22 protein-coding genes are annotated in these 24882 nt (G+C 68.7%); 12 read left to right on the plus strand and 10 right to left on the minus strand.

Annotated features, from left to right (window positions below):
- Nucleotides 1–27 precede the first annotated feature (27 nt).
- Entirely contained in the window at nucleotides 28–1650 is a 1623-nt protein-coding gene (locus AC1RNC_RS11620; protein WP_492886353.1) for a serine hydrolase, read from the plus strand.
- Here the strand turns inward: AC1RNC_RS11620 and AC1RNC_RS11625 are convergent.
- Both AC1RNC_RS11625 and AC1RNC_RS11630 read right to left on the minus strand, forming a co-directional pair.
- A complete protein-coding gene (locus AC1RNC_RS11625) occupies nucleotides 1647–3134 on the minus strand; it encodes a M56 family metallopeptidase (protein ID WP_492886355.1) in 1488 nt (495 codons plus the stop codon). The two genes, AC1RNC_RS11620 and AC1RNC_RS11625, sit on opposite strands and share 4 nt — an antisense overlap.
- Nucleotides 3127–3495 carry a BlaI/MecI/CopY family transcriptional regulator gene (locus AC1RNC_RS11630; protein WP_492837209.1) on the minus strand — a complete coding sequence of 123 codons (369 nt, stop codon included), beginning with the start codon at nucleotides 3493–3495 and terminating at the stop codon, nucleotides 3127–3129. The genes AC1RNC_RS11625 and AC1RNC_RS11630 overlap by 8 nt, the downstream gene beginning before the upstream one ends.
- A 105-nt stretch (nucleotides 3496–3600) precedes the next feature.
- On the opposite strand from AC1RNC_RS11630, the gene AC1RNC_RS11635 reads away from it, so the two are divergent.
- A complete protein-coding gene (locus AC1RNC_RS11635) occupies nucleotides 3601–5772 on the plus strand; it encodes a TonB-dependent receptor domain-containing protein (RefSeq protein ID WP_492886357.1) in 2172 nt (723 codons plus the stop codon).
- Nucleotides 5773–5786: 14 nt separating this feature from the next.
- Here AC1RNC_RS11635 and AC1RNC_RS11640 read toward each other — a convergent pair whose 3' ends face one another.
- The 4 genes from AC1RNC_RS11640 to AC1RNC_RS11655 all read right to left on the minus strand — a co-directional run bounded on the left by AC1RNC_RS11640 (nucleotide 5787) and on the right by AC1RNC_RS11655 (nucleotide 7800).
- On the minus strand, nucleotides 5787–6158 hold the full coding sequence (locus AC1RNC_RS11640; protein WP_492837211.1) for a hypothetical protein: 372 nt from the start codon (nucleotides 6156–6158) through the stop codon (nucleotides 5787–5789).
- 79 nt (nucleotides 6159–6237) lie between these two features.
- Nucleotides 6238–6846, minus strand: coding sequence for a TetR/AcrR family transcriptional regulator (locus tag AC1RNC_RS11645; RefSeq protein WP_492837212.1), 609 nt, complete (start codon nucleotides 6844–6846; stop codon nucleotides 6238–6240).
- Nucleotides 6847–6925: 79 nt separating this feature from the next.
- Nucleotides 6926–7573, minus strand: coding sequence for a TetR family transcriptional regulator (locus tag AC1RNC_RS11650; protein WP_492837213.1), 648 nt, complete (start codon nucleotides 7571–7573; stop codon nucleotides 6926–6928).
- Entirely contained in the window at nucleotides 7570–7800 is a 231-nt protein-coding gene (locus AC1RNC_RS11655) for a CC0731 family SpdR-regulated protein (RefSeq protein WP_492837214.1), read from the minus strand. Before AC1RNC_RS11655 ends, AC1RNC_RS11650 begins: the two co-directional genes overlap by 4 nt.
- 378 nt (nucleotides 7801–8178) lie before the next feature.
- Between AC1RNC_RS11655 and AC1RNC_RS11660 the strand changes: the two genes are divergently transcribed.
- Together AC1RNC_RS11660 and AC1RNC_RS11665 are read left to right on the plus strand one after the other, a co-directional pair.
- Nucleotides 8179–8385 (plus strand): twin transmembrane helix small protein, encoded by a 207-nt coding sequence (locus AC1RNC_RS11660; protein ID WP_125155340.1) that lies wholly within the window; start codon nucleotides 8179–8181, stop codon nucleotides 8383–8385.
- 34 nt (nucleotides 8386–8419) lie between these two features.
- A complete protein-coding gene (locus AC1RNC_RS11665) occupies nucleotides 8420–8998 on the plus strand; it encodes a cob(I)yrinic acid a,c-diamide adenosyltransferase (protein WP_492886360.1) in 579 nt (192 codons plus the stop codon).
- A 3-nt stretch (nucleotides 8999–9001) separates the two neighbouring features.
- Here AC1RNC_RS11665 and AC1RNC_RS11670 read toward each other — a convergent pair whose 3' ends face one another.
- Entirely contained in the window at nucleotides 9002–9262 is a 261-nt protein-coding gene (locus AC1RNC_RS11670; RefSeq protein WP_492837216.1) for a hypothetical protein, read from the minus strand.
- 206 nt (nucleotides 9263–9468) lie between these two features.
- Here AC1RNC_RS11670 and AC1RNC_RS11675 point away from each other — a divergent pair, with 206 nt between their 5' ends.
- The 3 genes from AC1RNC_RS11675 to AC1RNC_RS11685 all read left to right on the plus strand — a co-directional run bounded on the left by AC1RNC_RS11675 (nucleotide 9469) and on the right by AC1RNC_RS11685 (nucleotide 13066).
- A complete protein-coding gene (locus AC1RNC_RS11675) occupies nucleotides 9469–10215 on the plus strand; it encodes an electron transfer flavoprotein subunit beta/FixA family protein (RefSeq protein WP_492886362.1) in 747 nt (248 codons plus the stop codon).
- Nucleotides 10215–11156 carry an electron transfer flavoprotein subunit alpha/FixB family protein gene (locus AC1RNC_RS11680; RefSeq protein ID WP_492837218.1) on the plus strand — a complete coding sequence of 314 codons (942 nt, stop codon included), beginning with the start codon at nucleotides 10215–10217 and terminating at the stop codon, nucleotides 11154–11156. The genes AC1RNC_RS11675 and AC1RNC_RS11680 overlap by 1 nt, the downstream gene beginning before the upstream one ends.
- A gap of 203 nt (nucleotides 11157–11359) precedes the next feature.
- Nucleotides 11360–13066 carry an ATP-binding protein gene (locus AC1RNC_RS11685; RefSeq protein ID WP_492886364.1) on the plus strand — a complete coding sequence of 569 codons (1707 nt, stop codon included), beginning with the start codon at nucleotides 11360–11362 and terminating at the stop codon, nucleotides 13064–13066.
- Here AC1RNC_RS11685 and AC1RNC_RS11690 read toward each other — a convergent pair.
- Nucleotides 13063–14076: an NAD(P)H-binding protein gene (locus AC1RNC_RS11690; RefSeq protein ID WP_492886366.1), complete on the minus strand. Its 1014-nt coding sequence runs from the start codon at nucleotides 14074–14076 to the stop codon at nucleotides 13063–13065. The genes AC1RNC_RS11685 and AC1RNC_RS11690 overlap by 4 nt on opposite strands.
- Nucleotides 14077–14168: 92 nt before the next feature.
- Between AC1RNC_RS11690 and AC1RNC_RS11695 the strand changes: the two genes are divergently transcribed.
- Both AC1RNC_RS11695 and AC1RNC_RS11700 read left to right on the plus strand, forming a co-directional pair.
- The gene (locus AC1RNC_RS11695) at nucleotides 14169–15089 is read left to right on the plus strand and encodes a LysR family transcriptional regulator (protein WP_492886367.1); all 921 of its coding nucleotides are present in this window, start codon (nucleotides 14169–14171) and stop codon (nucleotides 15087–15089) included.
- Nucleotides 15090–15176: 87 nt separating this feature from the next.
- Nucleotides 15177–19199 carry an ice nucleation protein gene (locus tag AC1RNC_RS11700; protein WP_492886369.1) on the plus strand — a complete coding sequence of 1341 codons (4023 nt, stop codon included), beginning with the start codon at nucleotides 15177–15179 and terminating at the stop codon, nucleotides 19197–19199.
- A 134-nt stretch (nucleotides 19200–19333) separates the two neighbouring features.
- Here AC1RNC_RS11700 and efp read toward each other — a convergent pair whose 3' ends face one another.
- Nucleotides 19334–19900 (minus strand): elongation factor P, encoded by a 567-nt coding sequence (efp, locus tag AC1RNC_RS11705; RefSeq protein ID WP_492886371.1) that lies wholly within the window; start codon nucleotides 19898–19900, stop codon nucleotides 19334–19336.
- Nucleotides 19901–20019: 119 nt separating this feature from the next.
- Here efp and epmA point away from each other — a divergent pair, with 119 nt between their 5' ends.
- Nucleotides 20020–21081 (plus strand): EF-P lysine aminoacylase EpmA, encoded by a 1062-nt coding sequence (gene epmA / locus AC1RNC_RS11710; RefSeq protein ID WP_492886373.1) that lies wholly within the window; start codon nucleotides 20020–20022, stop codon nucleotides 21079–21081.
- Here epmA and AC1RNC_RS11715 read toward each other — a convergent pair.
- Nucleotides 21078–22481, minus strand: coding sequence for a hypothetical protein (locus AC1RNC_RS11715; protein WP_492886375.1), 1404 nt, complete (start codon nucleotides 22479–22481; stop codon nucleotides 21078–21080). The genes epmA and AC1RNC_RS11715 overlap by 4 nt on opposite strands.
- 95 nt (nucleotides 22482–22576) lie before the next feature.
- On the opposite strand from AC1RNC_RS11715, the gene AC1RNC_RS11720 reads away from it, so the two are divergent.
- Together AC1RNC_RS11720 and AC1RNC_RS11725 are read left to right on the plus strand one after the other, a co-directional pair.
- Complete coding sequence (locus AC1RNC_RS11720; protein ID WP_492886377.1) at nucleotides 22577–23641, plus strand: lysine-2,3-aminomutase-like protein; 1065 nt, start codon at nucleotides 22577–22579, stop codon at nucleotides 23639–23641.
- 138 nt (nucleotides 23642–23779) lie between these two features.
- A complete protein-coding gene (locus AC1RNC_RS11725; protein WP_492837227.1) occupies nucleotides 23780–24658 on the plus strand; it encodes a 3-hydroxybutyryl-CoA dehydrogenase in 879 nt (292 codons plus the stop codon).
- Nucleotides 24659–24882 lie beyond the last annotated feature (224 nt).

A 24882-nucleotide genomic window follows, 5' to 3' on the forward strand; every position in this document is an offset into this window, starting at 1 on the left:
CTCGCGCCCTCAAACAAGGACGTCTCCATGATCGCCACGACCCGACGCACCGCCCTCGTCTCCGCGCTCGCGACCGGGGGTCTGGCGGCGTTCGGCAACCGCGCCCTTGCCCAGGACACCGGCGCGGTCGGCGCGGCGGTCGACAAGTTCGCCCAGGAGGTCATGGCCGCCTTCCCCGATCAGCCGGGTCTGGGTGTCACGGTGGTAGAGAACGGCAAGGTCACCCTGGCCAAGGGCTATGGCGTCAAGCGCCTAGGGGGCCAGGACAAGGTCGACGAAAACACCGCTTTCGGCATCGCTTCCAACACCAAGGCCATGACCGCCGCCCTGATCGCCATGCTGGTCGAGGAAGGCAAGCTGGAGTGGGACGCGCCGGTCACCAAGTACATGCCGTCGTTCCAGATGAGCGATCCGGTGGTCACCAAGCTGATGACCGTCCGCGACCTTCTGGTCCACCGCAGCGGGCTTACGCTGGGGGCCGGCGACCTGATGATCTGGCCCTCGCCCACCCACACCCGCGCCGACATCGTGGCGGGGCTGAAGTACCTGCCGATCGGCGGCCAGTTCCGGGGCGGCTACGCCTATGACAACGTGCTGTATGTGGCCGCCGGCGTGCTGATCGAGACCGTCACCGGGACGAGGTGGGAAGAGGTCATCAAGACCCGGATCTTCCAGCCGCTGACCATGAACGACACCGTCTCGAGCCCGGCCCTGGTCGACCGCGCCCGCCGCGCCGAGCCGCACTGCCGCCTGGGCCCGCCCGTGCGGGGCCTGGGTCCGCAGACCGTGCTGCCGTTCGACGGCAGCTTCGACGCGGCGGGTCCGGCCGGCGGGGTCAATTCCACGCCCAAGGACATCGCCCAGTGGCTGATGGTCCAGCTGGGCCTGGGGCTGTCGCCCAACGGCAAGCGCCTGTGGAGCGAGGCCTCGGCCAGGGAGATGTGGAAGCCGCAGACCATCACCACCTCGACCGATGGTCCGATCACGGAGAACCCGGTCCGTCCGTCGATCCAGGCCTACGCCCTGGGCTGGTTCGTGCAGGATCATCGCGGCGAGCGCCTGTTGTGGCACACCGGCGGCCTGGCCGGCTTCATCTCCTACACGGGCCTGCTGCCGGGCCGGAAATCCGGCATCATGGTCATGACCAACGCCGAGGAGAACCCGGTCCTGCGCTCGATGCGCTACGGCGGGCCGGACCGCCTGCAGGGCCGCGGCGACTTCGACTGGATCGCCTCGTCCAAGCGTGTCCAGGCCCAGGCCGACGCCGATACGATCAAGGACGCGGCCAAGGCCACGACGCCATCGTCCGGCGCCAAACCCAGCCTGCCGCTGGCCGCCTATGCCGGGGTCTATCGCGACCCCTGGTACGGCACGGTGACGATTACGGTCGTCGGCCCAACCAAGGGAAAAGGGGGCAAGAAGCAGGGCCTGCACGTCGCCTTCGACAAGACCCCGCTCCTGAAGGGCAAGCTGGAGGTCTTCGACGGCGAGACCTTCAAGACGGTCTTCGACGACCGCACCCAGGAGGACGCCTTCCTCACCTTCGACCTCAAGGACGGCAAGGTGGTCTCGGCCCTGGTCAAGGCGGTCTCGCCGCTGGCCGACTTCAGCTTCGACTACCAGGACCTGCGGCTGACCAAGGAAGCCTAACCCCGTTCAGGGCGCCGCATTCCTTCGAACATCGCCTGGTAGGCCGTCAGCTGGCGGCCCTCCTCGATCTCGTCCGGCGTCTCGGCGCGGACACTGGTAGTGACGACGATGTCCTGGCCGGTCGGCAGACGCACCACGCCGGTCTGGTTGGGCAGGAGATCGATCGAGCCCGTCTGGTCGGGCCGGAAGCCCCGGCCCAGGCTGACCGTGACCAGCAGGCGCTCGCCCTGCTGGACGACGCTGGTGAACAGCGAATAGCGGCTGCCGCCCCGCTCATAGGCGCCCTTGCGATAGAGCCGCTGCGAGCCGAAGGCGGTGAAGTCGGCCCAAAGGTGGGCGCCGTCCGGCGCGACGCCGCTGGCCACCACCCGCACCGCCGAGCCAGGCCGCACCTGCGAACGGTCGGCCACGGCGCGGATGATCCGTACACGGCGCATCTGCATCGGCAGCTCGATCGCGACCGGCGGCGGCTCGGCCACGGGCTCCAGGATCGGCTCGGTGACGGCGACTTGCGCGGGGGGCGCGACGGGACGATGCGGCGCGGCCTTGGGCGCGAGCGGCGCGACCGGAGCGCTGGCCGGACGCGGGGCCTGCCGTGGCGGTTCGACGACGCGCGGCGGGTCGAAGGCCATCACCACCTCCGGCGGCCGCGAGGCCCAGACGGCCGCGGCGCCGCCCGCGACCAGCAGGGCGATACAGGAAAGACCCGCCAGGCGGTGGAAGCGGCTGGGCGTCGGGCGCGACAGCAGCCGTACGCGCTGGGCCAGCGGATGGGTCGCCCAGTGGCACCCCAGCGGCAGCGGTCGGGCGGCCAGCTGGGTCTTCAGCATCGCCTCGGCATAGGCGCGGCGCGCCTTCGGATAGGCGGCGACCACGCCGGCGTCACAGGCCAGTTCCTGGTCGATGCGCAGCCAGCGGCCCATCACGTGGACGGCCGGGTTGAACCAGTTGATGCAGGTCGCCAGCGCCACCAGGGCGTTGACCGGCGGGTCGCGGCGCTGGAGGTGGGCGTGCTCGTGGGCCAGCACCACCTCGCGCTCGCGCGGGGTGTAGCGGCCCTCGAAGTCGTCGGGAACCACCACGCGCGGCCGCAGCACGCCGATCACCGCCGGCCCGGCCTTCCCCGCCTTCGCCGCGCGGGCGAACTGGAGCTGGTTCCAGGCCAGCCAGGCCAGGCTGGCGGCCACGCCCAGCAGCCACAGCCCCGCCAGATAGGGCCGGATGTCGACCGGAGCATTGGCCGAGGTCATTCCGGACATGACCGAGGTCTGCCCCGCCTCGACCGACGCCGCCGGAACCCGGACCGTCAGCACTCGCGCGGGGAGCAGCATGGCCAGCACGGCCAACACCGGCAGGTTCCACAGACCATACGCCACTCGCGCCCCGAACAGCCGCCGCGCCGGCAGGCGCAGGACCATCACCGCCGCGACCGCGACGGCCAGGGCGAGGTTCATGTCCAGCAGGTCGGCGAACAGCTCAGCCATCGTCCTCGATGTCCGCGATCAGGTCCTTCAGCAGCTTGACGTCCTTAGCCGTCAACGCCCGGTGCTGCGCGAAGTGTGCGACCAAGGGCGCTACCTCGCCGCCGAAAAGCCGGTCGACCAGGTTCTGGCTCTCGGACTGCACGTAGTCATCGCGCGACACCAGCGGCCGATAGAGATAGCCGCCCGCCTCACGCGCCCCGGCGATCGCGCCCTTCTTCAGGAGGCGGGTGATCAGGGTCTTTACCGTGCCCGGCGCCCAGTCGTGGGCCACGCCCACTTCGGCGACGACGCCCTCGGGCGTCAACGGACCGCGGCGCCACAGCGCTTCCATGATCTGGCTCTCGGCGCCCGAAATCCGCATGCGCCCAACTCCATTACCGAAAGTACACTTGTATTCTAAGGCAGAATACAGCTGTATCCTAGCCAAGTCCGTCGCTGACGCCAACGACCTAAGGGGAAATTTCAAGTGCCTACCGTCTGGATCGCGCTCGCCGCCCAAGCCGCCGCCGCGGCCTCCCCCGCCGCGCAACCGCCCGTTTCCCAGGCGCCGGCCGCGAAGTCCCCCGCCGCCGAGGCCGCCAACGGCGTCAGCGCCGTGACCATCACCGCCGACGCTCCGGCGGTGCGCACCTCGATCGATCGCCGCAGCTACAGCGTCTCGGGCGATCTGGCCGCTCAGTCCGGCGGCATCGCCGACGCCCTGCGCAACGTCCCGTCCGTCGAGGTCGACGTGCAGGGCAATGTGAGCATGCGCGGCGATCCCAACGTCACCATCCTGATCGACGGCAAGCCCTCGGGCCTGTTCCAGGGCGACGGTCGCGGCCAGGCGCTGCAGCAGATGCCGGCCGAGCGCATCGATCGCGTCGAGGTGATCACCAACCCCTCGGCCGAGTTCCGCGCCGACGGCACGGGCGGGGTCATCAATCTGATCACCAAGAAGGCCAAGGGCGCGGGCCGGACCAGCTCGATCCGCGTCACGGGCGGCGACCACGGCCGCAACGGCCTTTCGGGCAATATCGGCTACAACAGCGGCAAGCTGTCGGCCGCCGGCGACATCAACTATCGCCGCGACGTCTTCGACGAGGTCGACTACGAGCGCCGCCGGCAGGCCAATCTCGACAGCGAAACCCAGGGGACCACCGACTTCGACATCGATGGCGTCACCGGCCAGGCCACGGTCGACTACGACGTCTCAGACAAGCTGCGGATCGGCGGCGAGGCGCGGCTGTCGCGCTTCAACCTGGCGCTCGACAGCGCCGCCGACACCACGCGCGAGGACGCCAATGGAGCGCTCATCCAGGCCTATCGGCGCGATATGACGCTCCGTCAGCGCCGCGACAACGCCGCGATCGTCGGCAGTCTGCGCCGCAAGTTCGACGGCGACGGCCACGAGCTTTCGCTGAGGCTCAGCTACGACGTCACCGACGACAACCGCACGCGCACGGGCCACACCTCGGCGACCGCGCCGGCGGCGTCCAGCGCCTACGACCAGCAGCGGCTGGGCTACGACACCCGCCAGACCGACCTCAAGGGCGACTATGTCCGGCCGATGGGTCCGGGCCAGACGCTGAAGCTGGGCTTTGATCTGCAGTTCGACGACAACGTCTATGACAATATCGGCCTGCGCGGCGGCGCGCTGAGCGGCCTCGCGATCGATCCTGGCCTGACCAACACGTTCTTCTACGAACAGCGGCTGAGCCAGGCCTATGTCACTTACGAGCGCCCGCTCGGCGACCTGACGATGCTGGCCGGCCTGCGCTACGAGCAGTCGAAGCTGGATCTGACCTCGACCGGCCGCAAGGACGACAACGACACCACCCGGCTGATGCCAAGCCTGCACCTGTCGTACAAGCTGAACGACCAGCAGAAACTAACCGCCAGCTACAGCGAGCGGCTGCAGCGTCCCGGTCCGTTCGACCTCAATCCCGCGCCGTTCCTGCTGGACCCGCTGAACTACCGGATCGGCAATCCGAACCTGAAGCCCCAGCAGACCCACTCGTTCGAGCTTGGCTGGCAATACCGCAAGGCGCCGATGATGGCCCTGGCGACTTTGTTCTACCGCGAGAACGACAAGGTGGTCACCGACGTGGTCACCGACCGGGGCGGCGGCGTCTTCGTCACCACCAAGGCCAATGTCGCCCAGACCCGCAACGGCGGCCTGGAGCTGGTCCTGAACGGCAAGCTGACGCCCAAGCTGACCTATAACCTCAGCAGCACCCTGTTCTGGGCGCAGTTGGACGGCTCCAACCTGGGTTTCACCGACAAACGCACCGGCACGACGGCCCAGGGCCGCGCCAGCCTGAGCTGGCAGGCCACGCCCAAGGATCTTCTGCAGGTCAACGGCTTCCTGGTCGGCAAGCGCCTGACGCCGCAAGGCTACGCCAAGCCGTTCGCGGGCATAGACCTCGGCTACCGCCGCAAGATCAGCGAGCAGCTGTCGCTTCTGGTCTCCGTCCAGGACGCCCTCGGCCTCTACCGCGATAAGCAGGTGATCGACACCCCGTCGCTGAAGAGCCTGGTCGTCCGCGATCCCGACGCCCGCAATATCCGCATCACCCTGGCCTGGACCTTCGGAACGGGCAAGGGACGCAAGGATCCCGGCTTCGAGTTCCAGAACCCAGGGGCGGGACCGCAGTAGGAAAAAAGGAGTGCTCAGCGCCAGCTGAGCGCGGCCTGCTGCACGGTCGGCGTCTGGGCCAGGCTCACGACGTCGGCGCCGTCGAGGCGGCAATGGCCCCGGCCCTCGGCGCCCATCACGCACTCCACCCGTCGGGCGAAGACCGCGGCCATCAGGACCTTGCGGTCGATCGATGCGCCGCCGCCCAGGCGCACCAGCACCCAGTCCGACGGCTCGGGGCCCAAGGCCACGCAGATTACGCCAGCGGCGGGAACCTCGAGCACCGGCCCGGCGATGGTGTCTCCCGCCGCCGCCCGCGCCGAACAAGCCAGGGCCGGCGTCGCGGCCAGAACCGCGACCATCAGCGGAAGGGCGAAAGAGACGGCGGACGAGATCGGGACACGCATGCCGACGCTCCTGGGTGGCGCGTTAACAATTCCCAGACGGACACCCTGTTCCGGATGATCTAGATCAAAAAGCGCCCCGTTACCGTGGCTTCCATCCCTCGGCGATCACCGCGATCTGCTTGTCCATGACCGCCGACATCTCGGCCGCTGGCATGTTCCCGCCAGCCGCGGCGGCCATGCGGTAATTCCAGGCGTACGAGGCCTTCAGGGTGTCGATGATCAGGCGCAGATCCAGGTCGCCCCGCACCTCGCCCTTGCGCACGCCCTCTTCCAGGACGTCGAGCAGCATCTGGGACAGACGCGGATTGCGGCCATAGGGCGTAACGCCCGGATCGTTGTTCGGATTGTATGAGGCGGCGATGTGGGCCAGGAACAGCTTCACTCGCCGGGTCTCGAACTCGTAGTGGATGGCGAAGATCGAGCACAGCTTGTCGGCGGTGCCGCCGCGCAGGAGCGGCGCCACGCGGTCGAGCTCGGCATAGAGCTCGGCCAGCCGGTGGTTCATCACATGGCTCAACACCTCGGCCTTGGAGGCGAAGGTGGTGAACACGCTCCCGACGGAGACCCCCGCGCGCTCAGCAATGGCGCGGATCGTCGTCTCGTCGTAGCCGACCTCATTGAAGAGGTCCCTGGCGGCCTCAAGCACCCGTTCCCGGGTCGCCGCCTTCTGATCATCTCTTACGCCCACGCACGTCCCCCTCGAACACGCTAGCGTCGCTGTGACAAAGGCGCTCCGTTCCCCCGAACGGAGCGCCCAGTTTCGTTCGTCAGGCGCGAGCGCCCGCGAAGATCACCTTCAGTTGATCCGAAAGCCGCGCCAGCAGAGCTTCCACCGACCAACCGTCGTAGACGGCGCGGCGATAGTTGGCGACATACACGTCCCAGCTCATTTCAGCCAAGAGTTTGACGTCGATATCTTTCTTCAACTGGCCCTGATCGATGGCCCGTTGCAGAGCGTCGGCGATCAGATGGAACAGGTGCTTGATATCGCCGCGCGCGCGGCGCTCGGCGGCTTCCGACCGGGTCCAGGACACCGCGATGCTGGCGCGCAGCAGCGGCAGTTGCTCGACGTGGAAGCCGTAGGCGACGCCGAACAGGCCCAGCAGGGCTTCGTCGACCGTCTTGGCGTTGCGCGAGGCCTGGATCATCTGGGCGTAGATGACCTCGTAGTCGGCGGTCAGGATCTCTTCGAACAGCTCCGACTTGTCGGCGAAGCTGGCGAACACGGCGCCGGTCGACATGCCGGCGACCTGGGCGATATCCCTGATGGTCGCGCCTTCATAGCCGCGCTCGCTGAACAGACTGCGGGCGGCGGCCAGGACGCGTTCGCGGGTGCGCTGCTTGGCCAGGGCCCGGCGGGTCAGCTTCACCGGAGAGTCGGTGGCGGACTCGATATTAACGGACACAAAGCTCATGCGGCGGCCTCCAGGCGGGCGAGAGCGGCTTCAGCGCGCTTCTCGAACTCAATGCAGTACTCATCGACGACGTTCTGAAGGACGTCGGCGTAACGGCGGGCCAGCTGACGGCCATCCTGCGCGGCGTCGCGCAGGTCGGTGATCAGTTGGCGGACTTCGGCCATGGCTTCTTCGCGATCGGACGCGGAGAGCGCAGCGTTGGTCGAGAGCAGAGCGCTCTGGGCCATTGCAGGTAACTCCTACCCCCGCTGGGGTGAGTGAAAGGCGTTGAACGATCCGCGGTGGGGGAGGTTGATCATGTTCAACGAACGCACACTGAAAAATAGGAAGCGGGCGCAATAACGCTAGGGGGAGGCCATTGCAACCGCAAAAGCGAACTCAAATCGCCGGACAAAGGCGTATGGTATAGATATGGGAGCGCTCTCAGAGCGTCACTGCGACAAATTCGCTCACCGAACAGGTTCGGCGAATTGGCTCAACGGACGACAGTCATCGAACCAAGTCCTCGCCCTGGAGCGGGTGAACGCGCGACGCCTCGCCACGGACGCCCTTACGGCTCCGGCCTCTATGGCGCGACTTGACGCGACGCCTTATTCTCCGAGGCCATGAGCCACCTGTTCGATTTCCTCGTTCCCGCCGCCCTGCTGGCGGTCCTGATCGCTCTGGCCGCCGGGCTTTACGCCCTGTTCCGCGGCGGCGACTTCGGCCGCTCCTATTCGAACAAGCTGATGCGCCTGCGCGTGCTGCTGCAGTTCATCGCCATCATCGTGCTGGTCGCCGCCGCATTCTGGTGGCGGCGTGGCGGCGCGTAGGTAACCTGCTTCGTCGAACCGGAGTCCGCGACCTATGGTCACGCTCAATCGCATCTATACCCGCACGGGCGACGGCGGCTCGACGCGGCTGGCCACCGGCGCGCCGGTCAGCAAGGCCTCCGCGCGGGTGGAAGCCTATGGCGGGGTGGACGAGACCAACGCCACGATCGGGATGGCTCGCCAGCACACGGCGAACGATCCCCAGCTCGACGCCATGCTGGAGCGCATCCAGAACGACCTTTTCGACCTGGGCGCGGATCTGGCCACGCCCGAGCAGCACGGCAAGCCGGATTGGGAGCCCCTGCGCATCCTCGACGGCCAGGTCGAACGTCTGGAGCGCGAGATCGACCTGCTGAACGGCGAGATGGCGCCTTTGACGTCGTTCGTGCTTCCCGCTGGGTCGCCGGCGGCGGCGGCCCTGCACGTGGCGCGCACCGTCTGCCGCCGAGCCGAGCGGACCTGCGTGGCGTTGTCGGAGATGGAGGGCGAGATCGTGGGCAAGCCGGCGATCAAGTATCTGAACCGGCTGTCGGACCTTCTGTTCGTCGCGGCGCGGTGGAGCAACGATCAGGGGCGCGCCGACGTCCTGTGGAAGCCGGGCGCGACGCGGTAGAGCCTACTTCTTTTCCGGAGCAGCCGCGGGAGCCGGAACCGCCGCCTCGCCATTGATCGGCGGCACGTTCAACGGGCGGCGCGTCAGGGTCTCGATCGAATAGACCCGCCCGCACTTCATCCACTTGCCCGCCCAGGGGCGACCCTGCTTCTCGCACTTCTCCTTCGGCCATACCCACACGACGTGGTAGGTCAGGGCGGCGCCGCTCAGCAGCACGAACAGGCCGAGGAAGATGTACTTCAGGCGCGTGAAAGTCTTGTTCATGGGCGCCCCTTACCGTCTTTCCGCGCGTAAGGGAATTGGCGTCGCCGGCGTCATCGGGCAGCGAAGCGCCGGAAATCGTACAACTGTTTGAACCCTGCCCGACCTAATGCATTACGCTTACGCAAAGGGAAACTTGCATTGCGGCGCCGAAACGGTAAGTCGGAGGCCAAGCAGGATAAAAAGCAGCCTGGAGGCGGTGGAAACCGATGAAGGTCCTAGTCCCGGTCAAACGGGTTATCGATTACAACGTCAAGGCCCGCGTAAAGGCGGACCAGACCGGTGTCGACCTTGCGAACGTCAAGATGTCGATGAATCCCTTCTGCGAGATCGCGGTCGAAGAAGCCGTGCGTCTCAAGGAGAAGGGCGTGGCGACCGAGGTCGTCATCGTCAGCATCGGTCCGGCGCAAGCCCAGGAGACGATCCGCACGGCGCTGGCCATGGGCGGCGACCGCGGGATCCTGATCACCACCGACGCCGATCCCGAGCCGCTGGCCGTGGCCAAGCTGCTGGCGGCCGTCATGGCTGAAGAGAACCCCAACCTGGTCCTGATGGGCAAGCAGGCGATCGACGGCGACAACAACGCCGTCGGCCAGATGCTGTCGGCCCTGCTGGGCTGGCCGCAGGCGACCTACGCCTCGGCGGTGGAAGTCTCGGGCTCGACCGCCAAGGTCACCCGCGAAGTCGACGGCGGCCTGCAGGTCCTCGACGTCGACCTGCCGGCGATCATCACCGCCGACCTTCGCCTGAACGAGCCGCGCTATGCGTCTCTGCCCAACATCATGAAGGCCAAGAAGAAGGAGATCGTCAGCAAGACGGTCGCCGACTACGGCGTCGACATCGCGCCGCGCCTGAAGGTGATCAAGGTCGCCGAGCCGGCCAAGCGCTCGGCCGGCATCAAGGTCGAAACCGCCGCCGATCTGGTCTCCAAGCTCAACACCGCGGGGGTGCTGTAATGGCTGTTCTCGTCGTCGCCGATAACGACAACGCGCACCTGCGCGACGCCACCCACAAGACCGTCACCGCCGCCCTGAAGATCTCGGGCGACGTCGACGTCCTGGTCCTGGGCAAGGGCGCCAAGGGCGTGGCCGACCAAGCGGCCAAGATCGCCGGCGTCCGCAAGGTGCTGCTGGCCGAGAGCGACGCCCTCGGTCACGGCATCGCCGAAGCCCAGGCCGACGCCGTCCTGGCGCTGGCCGGCAATTATGACGCGATCCTGGTTCCGGCCACCTCGGGCGGCAAGAACTTCGCCCCGCGCGTCGCGGCCAAGCTGGACGTGGCCCCGATCTCGGACATCGTCGAGGTCGTCTCGGCCGACACCTTCACGCGCCCGATCTACGCCGGCAACGCGCTGGAGACCGTCCAGTCGTCGGACGCCAAGAAGGTCATCACCGTCCGTCCGACCGCCTTCGCGGCGGCGGCGGAAGGCGGCTCGGCCTCGGTCGAAACGGTCGGCGGCGCCGATGCGGCCAAGACCCGCTTCGTCAGCGAAGAGATGGTCAAGTCCGACCGTCCGGAACTGGCCGCGGCCAAGATCGTCGTCTCGGGCGGTCGCGCCATGGGTTCGGCCGAAGAGTTCCAGCGCGTGATCGAGCCGCTGGCCGACAAGCTGGGCGCCGCTGTCGGCGCCTCGCGCGCGGCCGTCGACGCCGGCTACGCCCCGAACGACTACCAGGTCGGCCAGACGGGCAAGGTCGTGGCCCCGCAGCTCTACGTCGCCATCGGCATCTCGGGCGCCATCCAGCACCTGGCCGGCATGAAGGACTCCAAGGTGATCGTCGCGATCAACAAGGACGCCGACGCGCCGATCTTCCAGGTCGCCGACTTCGGCTTGGTCGCCGACTACAAGACGGCCGTCCCGGAACTGATGGACGCCCTGACGGCGGCGGGCAAATAAGCCCAGCCTCCCTGGCTCGCGAACATCGGAAAGGCCCGGAGGAGACTCCGGGCCTTTCTTGTTGCGCGGTGATACGAGCGGACCCGCTGAGCGAAACACCCAATTTCGGTTCCGCTCCCGGCGCCGCCGGTTGCCTCACGCCGCGCTCGGGTGCGAAAGCGTGACCGCAACCCGAGGGGCGCGGGCAGCGGGGGAGAACGATCGTGCCGGGCTGGTCGAAATGGTTCGATGAAGGCGTCACCACGGTCACGGTGCGCAGCCTGCCGACGCTGGGCCTGCGCTTGGCCATCGGGGCGCTTAGCGCGACGTGCTACGCCCTGTTCGTCGATCCGCTTGCAGGCCTGCTTTGGGGCCTGGTCTTCGCCAGCGCCGAGGCCGCGGTCTGGGTCGCCAGCAAGCCCCAGCGCGCCGACCAGGCGACCACCGCCAGACAGCGCCAGGCCTATGTCGCGGCCGTCGTCTGGATGAACCTGGTCTGGTGGGCGCTGGTCGTTCTGCTGTGGACCCTGGACCAGGAGGTCATGCGCCTGGCGGCCGTGTGCCTGCTGTCGGCCCTGCTGGTCCACGCCCAGGCGTTCACGGCGCGATCCAAGCTCCTGCTGCTGATCGTCGGCGGTGGCGCGGCCCTGCTGCTGCTGGCCCTGACCGCAGTCTTCAACCCGTTCCCGCCGGGCCAGCGGCTGGTGCTGTTCCTCGCCGCGCTGATGCTGACCGCCTACACCGCCCAGGCCTCCCTGACCAGCATGCGCAACGGTCGCGCCCTGGAGGAGGCCAAGGCTCGGGCCGAGATCGCCAGCCAGGCCAAGTCCGAGTTCCTGGCCCTGATGAGCCACGAATTGCGCACCCCGCTGAACGGCATGCTTGGCCTCTCCCAGGCCCTGAAGCTGGAGCCTCTGGAGCCCGGCGAGCGCGAGCAGGTCGAACTGCTGGAAGAGTCCGGCCGCACCCTGCTGGCCCTTCTCAACGACGTGCTGGACTTCGCCAAGATCGAGGCCGGCAAGCTGGAGATCGCTCCGATCGTCGGCGACCTGGCCCAGTTGGCCGACCGCGTGGTTCGACTGAACCAGTCGCAGGCCCGCGAGAAGGGTTCGAGCATCATCCTGCAGGTCGACGACGCCGTGCCCGCGGCCCTGACTTTCGACCCGCTGCGGGTGCGCCAGTGCCTGACCAACCTGATCTCCAACGCCGTGAAGTTCACCCCCTTCGGACAGATCCTGGTGCGGGTCGGCTGCGCGCCCGCGCCCGAGGTGGGTCGCCTACGGGTGAAAATCACCGTCTCCGACACGGGCGTCGGCATCCGCCCCGAGGTGCTGGAGCGGCTGTTCATGCCCTTTGTCCAGGCCGATCCGACCACGGCGCGACGCACGGGCGGCACGGGCCTGGGCCTGAACATAACGCGCCGCCTGGCGCAGATGATGGGCGGCGCGGTCACGGCCCGAAGCGAAGTCGGCAAGGGCTCGACTTTCGTCCTGACCTTCCTCTGCGACCCGCCCGCCGCCGTGGTCGAGCCCAGCGGGACGCCGGCGGGACCGCCGCTGAGGCTGCTGGTCGTCGACGACTATCCGGTCAATCGCAAGGTCATCGGCATGATGCTGGCTCCTCTGGGCTGCGAGATCGTCGAGGCCGGCGACGGCCAGGCCGCGATCGACGCCTTGGGCAAGGCCGACTTCGACATCGTGCTGATCGACTTCAACATGCCCAGGATGGGCGGGCTGGAAGCCACCCGCCGCATCCGCGCCGAGCCCCGCTGGGAGCGACTGCCGATCATCTGCCTGACAGCCGGCGTCATGGACGACGAGCGCTCCGAAGCCCTCTCGGCCGGCATGAACGCCTTCATCGAGAAGCCGATCGAGATGGCGACCCTGGTCTCGACCATCGGACAGTTCGACCGGCGGCTCGCGCGGGCTTAGGCGGCCCGCGCCAACCGCGACGGCGCGCCCTGCTCCGCCACCGGCACGTCCAGGCCGCGCATGGTCGCCGCCACGGCCACGTCTAGCGGGGTGCGCGGCTCCTCGCCGAGGAAGGCGACGAGACGGCGGTTGTCGAGGCGGACAGGTTCGCGCCAGAACGGCCTCATCTCGAGGAGTTCGCGCAGGGTTTCGTTGAACGGCGCGGCCAACGGCAGCAGCCCCCAGGGCAGGCGGCGGACGTTCGGGCGTTCGTCGCCGACGGCGCGGGCGATGGCGCGGACCATGGCGGTCCCGTCGGCGTCCCAGACCCCGCCGAAGTGGAAGCGGGCGAAGGCCGGCAGCTCGGCCTCGCGATCGGCCAGCCGCGCGAAGGTCTCGCCGACGTCGGGCAGATAGGCCCAGGCGTGACCGACACCCCAGTCACCGGGATAGAGGATAGTCTTCACCGGCTTGCCGGGCGTGACCAGGCCCGACGCGAACCAGCTGTTCGTCGTCGAACGCGGCCCGAAATAGTCGCCGGCCCGCAGGGTCAGCGACCGCACGCCGCCATTTTCGCTCCCTGGGGCGGCGGCCGCTTCCAGGCGCGCCTCCATCTGGACGCGGATCTTGCCCTTGCGGGTGAAGGCGCGCTGCGGCGTGGTCTCGTCGATCAGCGCGTGGGCGGCGGGATCGTAGTTGTAGATCGTGCCCGGCAGCAGGATCCGCGCGCCGCTGGCGCGGGCGGCGGCGATGCTGTTGTCGATCATCGGCAGGACGAGCTTTTTCCAGCCGCGATAGCCGGGCGGATTGACGGCGTGGACGATGATCGACGCGCCTTTCGCGGCGGAGACCACGGCGTCGCGGTCGAGGGCGTCGCCCTGGATGTAGTCGAAGCCCGGACGGGCGGTCTTGGCCAGGTCGCGGACCAGGGCGCGGATGGTCCAGCCGTGGCGGACAAGGGCGGCGGCGGTCTCTCCGCCCACGCCGCCATTGGCGCCGAGGACGAGAGCGATGCGATTGGAGGGGGTCATCAGGGTCTCCGTGAAAGTCGATGACCGGAAGATGCGCCGCGCACACCTCGATAGAAATTGCTAAGAATGATTGATTGGCTTATCAAAAATGAATGAGCCTCGAGCCGCCCATCGCCGTAGACTGGGAGCGCCAGCGCGCCTTCCTGGCCGTGATCGACACTGGCAGCCTGTCGGCCGCCGCCCGCCAGCTGGGCGCGGCTCAGCCCACGGTGCGGCGACGGATCGAGGACCTGGAGGCCCAACTGGGCGTGGCCCTCTTCACCCGCTCGCCCTCGGGCCTGACGCCCACGGCGCTGGGCAAGGACCTGGCGCAGCACGCCCGGGCCATGGCGCTGGCCGCCGCCTCCCTGGCCCGCGCCGCCTCGGCCGAGGCGGGCGCCGCCTCGGGCGTGGTGCGGATCACCGCCAGCGAGGTAGTCGGCATGGAGGTGCTGCCGGCGATGCTGGCGGAGCTGCGCGAGACCCATCCGGGCCTGGTCTTCGAGCTGGCCCTGACCAACCGCAGCGAGGACCTGCTGCGCCGCGAGGCCGACATCGCCGTGCGAATGGTGCGGCCCACCCAGGAGGCCCTGGTCGCCAAGCGGATCGGCAATATCAGCCTCGGCATGTTCGCCCACAAGCGCGTGCTGGACGCCTGGGGCCGGCCGACGACGATGGAAGACGCTCGCCGAATGCCGCTGATCGGCTATGAGAGCGAGACGATCGGCGTGCGGGCGGTCAAGGCCATGGGCCTGGGTCTCGACCTGCGGGTCGAGGACTTTTCCTTCCGCACCGACAACGACGTGGCCCAGCTGGCGGCGATCCGCGCCGGCCTGGGGCTGGGCATCTGCCAGGTCGGCCTGGCCGCGCGCGATCCGATGCTGGAGCGTGTAATGGCCGATCTGTTCGCCATCGACCTGGAGACCTTCGTGGTCACCCACGAGGACCTGAAGGACGTTCGCCGGGTCCGCCTGGTCTTCGACGCCCTGGTCGAAGGCTTGACCCGCTACGCGCGAATTGGAAATATAGTTTAAACTGTACGAATTTCCACTTAAAGTGGATTTGCGATTCGTGCGATCGTGCTGGCGGCGCCTCTGGCGCGCGGAGTGGGTGGAGTAGAGATGGTCGCCGGCGTTTCCGATACCTCGGCCCTGTCCAGCCTGCCCGCCGCCCGCATCGCCACGCTGAGCGCCGCGGCGCTGGCCGAGGCGCCGCCGTCCGAATTCGCCAAGCTGACCAAGGCCCAGGTCGCGGCGATCTCGGCCACGGCGATCAGCGGCCTGACCGCCGAGCAGTTCGCCAGGTTCAACAAGACCCAGCTGTCGGCCCTGACCACCGCCCAGCTGCCGCGCCTGTCGTCGGCCGTCGCCTTCAGCGCCGAGCAGCTGAAGCTGCTGAACGCCGTCCAGGTGCAGGCCCTGTCGGGCACGACGATCGCGCAGCTCAGCACCACCACCCTGGATAGCCTGGCCCTGACCCAGATCGTCGCCCTGTCGTCGTCGGCGGTCTCGGCCCTGTCGCGCGACCAGGTCCAGAGCCTGTCCCTGGCCCAGGTGCGGTCCCTGACCCCGACCCAGCTGCGACAGCTGCCCGCATCCGACATCCGCGAGTTCACCAACCAGCAGCTGTCGGCCCTCACCGCCGCCCAGATCGGCGGCCTGACCCAGACCCAGTTCGCCGGCCTGTCCGCCGATCAAGTCGGCGCGCTGAGCCCAACCCAGTTCGCGGGCCTGTCGGTGCAGACCCTTAGAGGCCTGGGCGCCGACGCCATCACTCTGACGACTCCCGAACAGTGGGCCGGCGCCAGCGCCCTACAGATGTCGGCCCTCGCCGCCACCCAGCTGACCGCCCTTGGTCCCGAGCGGATCGCCGCGCTGAAGCCGACCCAGATCCGCAGCCTGCCCGCCGTAGAGATCGGCCGCGCCGGCGCCGATTTCCTCAACCAGCTGACGCCGACCCAGATCGCCGGGCTGTCCGGCAACCACACGGGCGGCCTGTCGGTGACGGCGGTCCACGCCCTCAAGCCCGAACTGCTGGCCGCCATGGACCCGGTGGCGGTCGGCGGGCTGTCGGTCACCGCCTTTTCCAGCCTCGACGCCACCCACGTGGCCGCGCTCAGCGCCAGCCAGATCGCCCGCCTGCGGCCCGATCAGCTGAAGGGCTTGAACGGCGCCGACTTCAACGAGTTCACCCGCGCCCAGCTGAAGGCCTTCACCGCCGCCCAGATCCGCGAGCTTCCGCCAGAGCGGCTGGCGACCCTGTCGGACGAGGACTTCGCCGCGTTCACCCCGACCCAGATCAAGGCCCTGCTGCCGCTGCAGGTGAAAGCCCTGTCGACCAGCGACCTGGCCGCCATGACGGCCGAGCAGGTCGGGGCCCTGACCTTCGACCAGATCGGCGCGCTGTCGGGGACCCAGTTCGCGACGCTGCGCGGCGTCGCCTCGCTCAGCAGCCTGCAGCTTAAGGGGGTCACCGCCACGCAGATGAAGGTGCTGACGCCCACCGACATCGGCCGGCTGACCGCCACCGAGGTCGCCGCGTTGAGCGCCACGCAGATCGGCGGCCTGACGCCCGAGTCGCTGTCGGCCCTGGACGCGACCCAGACGGCCCGGCTCAACGTCGTGCAGATGCGCGGCCTGACGACCACCCAGCTGAAGGGCCTGACCGACGACGATGTCGACGAGTTGAACAGCGCCCAGATCGGCGCCCTGACCGGGACCCAGGTGGGCGTCCTGGTTCCGCACCTGTCGACCACGGCCGTGAGCCTGCTGGGCAGCACCCAGATCAGCAAGATGTCGACCGCGGCGCTGGACAGCCTCAGCGCCGCCCAGATCGCGGCCCTGGGCGCCGGTCAGCTTCGCGGCCTCACCACCGAACAGATGGCCGGCCTGCCGTCCGACATCGCCACGAACCTGAGCGCCACCCAGCTGGGCAGCCTCAACGCCAGTCAGCTCGGCGCGCTGTCGGTAACCAATCTGGGCCGCCTGAACCCCGAAAGCCTGCGGCAGCTGACCGCCTCTCAGTTGCGCGGCCTGACATCGACGCAGCTGAAGGGCTTCGCCACGACGATGTTCGGCGTTCTGGCCCCCACCCAGATCGCGGCCCTGACCGGCATGCAGCTGGGCGCCCTGTCGCCGGAGACGATCGGCAATCTCAACGCCACCCAGTGGGCGGGGCTGGCGGTCACCCAGGTGCAGGGTCTCACCGCCACCCAGCTGAGCGGCCTGGACGCCACCGACCTCACCTATCTCAACACCACCCAGTGGACCGGCCTGCGCGCCAGCCAGCTGGCCGGCCTGACCAGTACGGCGGTGGCGGCGATCGAGACCGCGCGCCTCACCGCGCTGAGCCCCGCCCAGATCGGCGGCCTGTCGGCGACCGCCTTCTCGGCGCTGGACGCCGCGCGAGTCGCGGCCCTGACGACCACACAGATCGGCGGCCTGAACGCCACCCAGCTGCGCGGCCTGACGGCCGAGGACATGGGCGAGCTGAGCACGACCCAGGTGGGCGCGATCGCCGCGTCGCAGTTGGGCGGCCTCTCGGCCACCGACGTGGCGGCCCTCAAGCCGGACCAGCTGGCCGCCCTGAGCACCGCCCAGGTCCGCGCGCTCGTCCCGTCGCAGATCTCGGCCCTGCAATCGACCCAGGTTGGCGGGCTGTCGGCGACCCAGCTGGCGGCGCTCAGCTCGATCCAGGTCGGGGCCCTGGCCAGCGAAGCCCTGCCGGCGTTGAGCGCCACCCAGGTGGCGGGGTTCACCTCCGCCCAGTTGGCCGGCCTGTCGACCACCCAGGCCGGATCCATGACCGGCGACCAGCTGTCCGCCCTGGCCGTCACCCAGGTCGGCAGCCTCTCGAGCGCGTTCCTGTCGGCCCTGACGCCGACGGCCTTCTCCGCCCTGACCGCCACCCAGGTCGCCCGCCTGTCGGCGGCGCAGGTGCAGAGCCTGAGCACCACCCAGATCGCCAGCCTGTCGACCACCGACTTCGCCGAGCTGTCCGCGACCCAGGTCGACGGCCTGACCCCCTCGCAGTTGGGAGCGCTGTCGACGACCAATATCGGCGGCCTGTCGACCACCGCCATCGCGGACCTCACGGCCGCCCAGTTCGCCGGCCTGTCGCCCACCCAACTGGCGGTGCTGCCCGACAGCGTCTTCAAGGGCCGGCTGCCCACGCTCAGCGCCACCCAGATGGCGGGCCTTTCCGGCACGTTCATCGCCAACCTCACCTCGACCGAGGTGGCCAACCTGAACCCGACCCAGCTGGGCGCCCTGTCGCCCACGGCCTTCGCGGCCCTCGGGACCTCGCGCCTGACCAGCCTGACCACCAGCCAGATCACGGGCCTGTCGACGACCCAGGTGGCCAGCCTCGACGCCACCGCCTTCGGGGCCCTGAGCACCACCCAGGTGGCCGTGCTGTCCGGGACCCAGATCGGCGCGGTCAGCGGCGACATTCTCTCGGCCCTGGACGCCACCCAGTTCGCCCGCCTGACCACCGCCCAGGTGCGCGGCCTGACGACCAGCCAGATCGAGCGGTTCAGCAGCGCCGACATCGGCGAGTTCACCGCCAGCCAGATCGGCGCCCTGGGCGCCGGCCAGCTGGAAGGCTTCTCGGCCGCCGACATCTCGGCCCTGAACGTCACCCAGGTGGCGGCGCTCTCGGCCGGCCAGATCTCGGCGCTGACACCCGTGCAGGTGCGCGGCCTCACGCCCGCCGACATTGGCGAGCTCAACCGCACCCAGGTCGCGGCCCTGACCAACAGCCAGATCAGCGCGCTGTCGCTGGCGGCGGTGAACGGCATGAGCAACGAACAGTTCGGCAGCCTGTCGGCGACCCAGGTGCGCGGCTTCTCGGGAGAGCAGCTGACGGCGTTCGGGGCCGAGGGCCTGGCGCGGCTGTCCGGCGCGCAGCTCGGGGCCCTGACCACCACCCAGGTCGGCCAGCTGCCCGCCGTGGCCATTCGCAGCCTCACCGGCGAGCAGATCGGCCAGATCATGCCCAGCCAGATCTCGGGCTTCACCGGCGAGCAGATCGCCGCCTTCAGTCCCAACCAGCTGAGCGGCCTGTCGCGCGCCCAGGTCAACAAGCTCACCGCGGCCCAGCTGGACGCCATGAGCGTCGCGCAGCTGGAGGCCATCGGCCTCTAGCTCGAGCGACCGAGACGCCCCGGGAGGCCGCTCCCCTGGGCTTATGAGACGGGTCCGCCCGGCCGAAGCCCGCAAACAAAAAGGCCCGGCGGTTTCCCGTCGGGCCTTTCGCGTCTCAAGGCTCCGAAGGACGCTTAGTCCTTGGCGCGTTCCTGATACGAATTGTCTTCCGTCAGGATCACGACGCGGGTGCCGACCGTGATGTACGGCGGGACGGTCGTCTTGACGCCGTTGCTCAGCAGGGCTGGCTTATAGGACGACGAAGCGGTCTGCCCCTTCACCGACGGTTCGGTGTCGACGATCTCGAGGATCATGGTGCGCGGCAGTTCGATGGCGATCGGCACGTCGTTGTGGGTCGACAGCTGGACCGTCATGTTCTCCTGCAGGTACGGCGCGGCGTCGCCGATCACGTCCTCGGTGGCCACGACCTGATCGAAGGTTTCCGGGTTCATGAAGTGATAGCCGTCGCCATCCTGGTACAGGAAGGTGTGGTCACGCTGGTCGACGAAGGCGCGCTCGACCTGCTCGGTCGTGCGGTAGCGTTCCGAAACCTTCACGCCGTCCGAGATGCGGCGCATGTTCAGCTGGGTCACCGGGGTGCCCTTGCCGGGGTGGATGTTGTCGACCGTCAGGACGACGTAGAGCTTGCCGTCCATGTCGACGACGGCGCCTTTGCGGAGCGAGCTGGCTGCGACCTTCACTTAAATTTCGTCCTCGGTGGAAAGCGCGCGCGAGGCCGCGGGCGCGATCATGCTATTGATCCGTGCCCGCCCTCCTATAGCGAACGGGGCGAAATCTCCAGCTTCTTCGGTTTCTGTCCTTGTCCCAGAGCTCTTCCCCCCCAGGCGCCACCTGGTGGCGCGCCGACGTCCACGCCGACCGCCGTCCGTTCCTGCTGGCCCGCAACCGGATCACCAAGGCGTTCCGCGCCTGGTTCGAGACCGAAGGGTTCGAGGAGGTGGAGGCCGCCGCCCTGCAGGTGTCCCCTGGCAACGAGGCGCATCTGCACGCCTTCGCCACGCAAGCCCTGACGATCTCGGGCGAGGCCAGCCCGCTCTACCTGCACACCTCGCCGGAGTTCGCCTGCAAGAAGCTGCTGGCGGCGGGCGAGGAGAAGATCTTCAGCCTGGGCAAGGTGTGGCGCAACCGGGAGCGCGGGCCGCTGCATCATCCGGAATTCACCATGCTGGAGTGGTATCGGGCCGGCGCGCCCTACCAGACCCTGATGGACGATTGCGCGACCTTGCTGGCCCTGGCGGCCGAGACGGCGGGCGCGAAGCGCTTCGACTTCCGGGGCATGGCCTGCGATCCCTTCGCCGAGCCCGAGCGGCTGTCGGTGGCCGAGGCGTTCCAGCGCCACGCCGGCGTCGATCTTCTGGCCAGCGTCGCTACCGATGGCTCGACCGACCGTGACGCCCTGGCCGCCGCCGCCCGCGCCGCTGGGATCCGGGTGGCCGATGACGACGGCTGGGCCGACGTCTTTAGCCGCGTCATCGTCGAGAAGGTCGAGCCCCGCCTGGGCAAAGGCCGCGCCACGGTGCTGTGCGAATATCCGATCTCGGAAGCGGCCCTGGCCCGCCCGAAGGACGCCGACCCGCGGGTGGCCGAGCGGTTCGAGCTCTATGCCTGCGGGGTCGAGCTGGCCAACGCGTTCGGGGAGCTCACCGACCCGGCCGAGCAGCGCCGCCGGTTCATGATCGAGATGGACGAGAAGGCCCGCATCTACGGCGAGCGCTATCCGCTCGACGAGGACTTCCTGGCCGCCCTGGAGCACATGCCCGAAGCGTCGGGGTCAGCGCTCGGCTTCGACCGCCTGGTCCTCCTGGCCACGGGCGCCCGGCGGATCGAGGACGTGATCTGGACGCTGGTGGCGGAGGGCTAGTTCACCCGCCGGTGGACCACGCCGTACGGGTCCGCATGGATCCGACGCCAGGCCGGATCCTTGTCCAGCAGCGCCACCACCGGATCGTCCGGCGTGAAGATCGTCCAGGCCACGCCGTAGTCGGCCAGCAGCTTGCGCAGGGCGACAGGGTCGGGCTCGACGGCTGCGAAATAGCGCGCGCTGAACGCGTCGCCGTACATGTCGGCGCGGCCGTCGATGAAGGGCTTCACGCCCTTGTAGATCAGGTAACCGCCCAGACCGTAACCGTTGAGCACCGGTTGACTCCGCAACTCGGCGGGCACGCTGTCGAGCGCCGTGACCGGGCTGTTGAGGCCGTCGACCCGTTGCAGCGGCCAGGCCAGACGCACGCCCAGCAGCAGGACACAGGCCACGCCGAAGCCGGCCAGAAAAGTCCGTGAGAGCTTGGGTTTGGCCGGCTCATGGCCCAGCGCTTCGGCCAACGGCCCGGCCAGCAGCAGCGGCGCGACGGCGGCCAAGACCAACTGATGGCGGATGTGCTGCAAGCTCATCAACAGCAGAGCCAGCAACAGCAGAAGCCGGAAGGTGGGAACCTTCACGCCACGGCCCAGGCAGACGAACAGGGTCGCCAGCAGCGCCATCGCGAAGGGCGAGAGGTGCGAGAAGTCCTCGGCCCGCCACTCGGTGATGTGCGGCAGCACCGCCATGCTGGTCACCTGGAACGGGAACAGCAACGCCGCCGGCCCGTGCGGGGTGATCGCGGCGCAGACCAGACTGAGCAAGCCGAACAGGCCCCAGCCGCGCAGCGCCTTCAGCTTGTCGGCGTTCGGCTCGGCCAGCGCCTCCAGCCCGAAGGCGCCGGCGACCACCAGGCCAAACACCCAGCTGCCGTGCAGATTGGCCCACAGGATCATCAGCAGGGCGAACCAAAGGCGCGGCGCCCGATGTTCGTCGCGGGCCGCCAGCATCTCGATCGTCCAGGCGATCAGCATCGGCAGCATGAACAGGTGCGGCCGCGCCAGCAGGCTGCCGCTCATGCAGGCCAGGGCCAGCACCGTCGTCGTGATCAGGGTCAGGCCGCCCAGTTGCAAGGACAGCCGGCGGACCAGCATCCAGGTCGCCCCGCCGACGGCGATCGCGAACAACGCCGTCACCCCGGCCCAGCCGGCCAGCCGCGCGGCCAGGGCCATCAGCGTCTCGGACAGCCACTCGTGCGCCACCCACGGCCGGCCGGCCTGGGTGTAGGAGAAGACGTCGTGGTCGGGGACGCGGCCGTGAGCCAGGATCCATTCGCCCGTGGCCATGTGCCAGTAGGTGTCGCCGTCGTTCAGCACCTGGGGCAGGAACAGGAAGACCATCGCCATGACCAGGGCCGCCGTCAGTGGCGTCACATTGCGAGCGATCGCGCTGTCCTGGGTCACGATGGTCCTCTCCCTCGCGGCTACGGTTAAGGGTCAGAGTTGAACAGACCCGTAATTTGCCTCCGGCCCGGAAATCCCGCATATCCCCGCGCCTCATGCCGCCCCCCTTTTCGCCCCCGGGGAAAACCCACCGCGACGTCCGGTCCCTGACCGAGGCCGGGCTGGTCCCGTCCGAGCGCCTGCCGGCGCTGGAGGCCGTGGCGGCGCGCTACGCCGTGGCGATCACCCCGGCCATGGCCGAGCTGATCGATCCCGCCGACGCCGACGACCCGATCGCCCGCCAGTTCATCCCCTCGCCCGAGGAACTGGTCGCCAGCCCCGGCGAGGACGGCGACCCGATCGGTGATGCCGTCCACAGCCCCGTCGAGGGGATCGTCCACCGCTATCGCGACCGGGTGCTGCTGAAGCCGACCCACACCTGCGCGGTCTATTGCCGGTTCTGCTTCCGCCGCGAGATGGTCGGCCCCGAGGGCCTGGCGAACCTGACCCCGGCCCAGCTGGACGCCGCCTTCGCCTATATCGCCGGCCGGCCGGAGATCTGGGAGGTCATCGTCACGGGCGGCGACCCCTTCGTCCTGTCGCCCCGCCGCCTGGCCGATCTGATGGACCGGCTGGAGGCGATCCCGCACGTCAGGATCGTCCGTTTCCACACGCGCGTGCCCGCCGTCGATCCGGACGCGGTGACCGACGACCTGGTCGCGGCGCTGAAACGCACGACCAAGACCGTCTATGTCGCCCTGCACGCTAACCACGCCCGCGAACTGACCCCGGCCGCCCGCGCCGCCTGCGCCCGGATCGTCGACGCCGGGATCCCGATGCTGAGCCAGACGGTGCTGCTGCGGGGCGTCAACGACGACGCCGAGGTGCTGGCCGCGCTGATGCGGGCCTTTGTCGAGATGCGGATCCGCCCCTACTACCTGCACCATGGCGACCACGCTCCGGGCACCGCCCACCTGCGCACGACGCTGGCCGAGGGTCAGGCGATCATGAAAGCCCTGCGCGGAACGGTCTCGGGCCTGGCCCAGCCGACCTATGTCCTCGACATCCCCGGCGGCCACGGCAAGGTCCCGGTCGGACCGAACTATGTCACGCATGGACCCGGAGGGGACGCGGTCGAGGACCCGAACGGCGCGGTCCGCGCCTATCCGCCCACAGCGTGATCTCCGCCTGACAACCAAGCTCACGTTGCATCGCAGCAAAGCCTTGGCGGCGCCACGGTTTCTCGTGCTAGAAAAGTCGGCACATCCAGGGCGCGGACACGCAGGTCCGGCGCTAATTCAAGCGAAGGCTTGGCTTTTATGAGTGAAATCAAGACGGTCGGCGTCATCGGCGCCGGCCAGATGGGGTCAGGCATCGCCCATGTCGCCGCCCTCGCCGGCTACGATGTGCGTCTCCATGACGTCTCGCGCGAGCGGATCGACGCCGGTCTGGCCCTGATCGAGAAGAACATGGCCCGTCAGGTCGGCCGCGGCATCATCGACGACGCCGCGATGAAGTCGGCCCTGGCCCGCATCTCGGCGGCCGAGAACCTGGAGGCCATCGGCGCGACCGACCTGGCGATCGAGGCGGCCACCGAGAACGAGGAGGTCAAGAAGTCGATCTTCCGCAGCCTGCAGCCGCACCTCAAGCCCGACACGCTGCTGGCCTCGAACACCTCGTCGATCTCGATCACGCGCCTGGCCTCGGCCACGGACCGTCCCGAGCGCTTCATCGGCCTGCACTTCATGAACCCGGTGCCACTGATGAAGCTGGTGGAGATCATCCGCGGCATTGCCACCGACGTGCCGACCTACGAGACGGCCGTGGCCTTCGCCAAGTCGCTGGGCAAGATCACCAGCAACGCCGAGGACTTCCCCGCCTTCATCGTCAACCGCGTGCTGGTGCCGATGATCAACGAGGCGATCTACACGCTGTATGAAGGGGTCGGCACGGTCGACGCCATCGACACGGCGATGAAGCTGGGCGCCAACCATCCGATGGGCCCGCTGGAACTGGGCGACTTCATCGGCCTGGACACCGTGCTGAGCATCATGAACGTGCTCCACGAAGGCCTGGCGGACAGCAAGTACCGCCCCTGCCCGCTGCTGGTGAAGTATGTCGAGGCCGGCTGGCTGGGCAAGAAGACCGGTCGCGGCTTCTACGACTATCGCGGCGAAGTCCCGGTTCCGACCCGCTAGGGCCACCAAGGCCAAACCCGCCAAGGCTTGACCCGACAGGGTCCAGCGTTTCGTCGGCGCGATCAGTATGCGCGCCGACGAACCGCCCCACCGCCTCCTGGGTTCCGCGAAGGAGGAGGCTCTGGGCATGGCGCGCCTGTACCCCACCGGCGCGCGACATGCCCCTCGTTCTCGCGCGGCGTCGTGGCTCTGTCATTGACCGACGGTCCACATTCTATTGCTCT

The organism is Caulobacter sp. GW822-FHT01G02 (assembly GCF_058802865.1).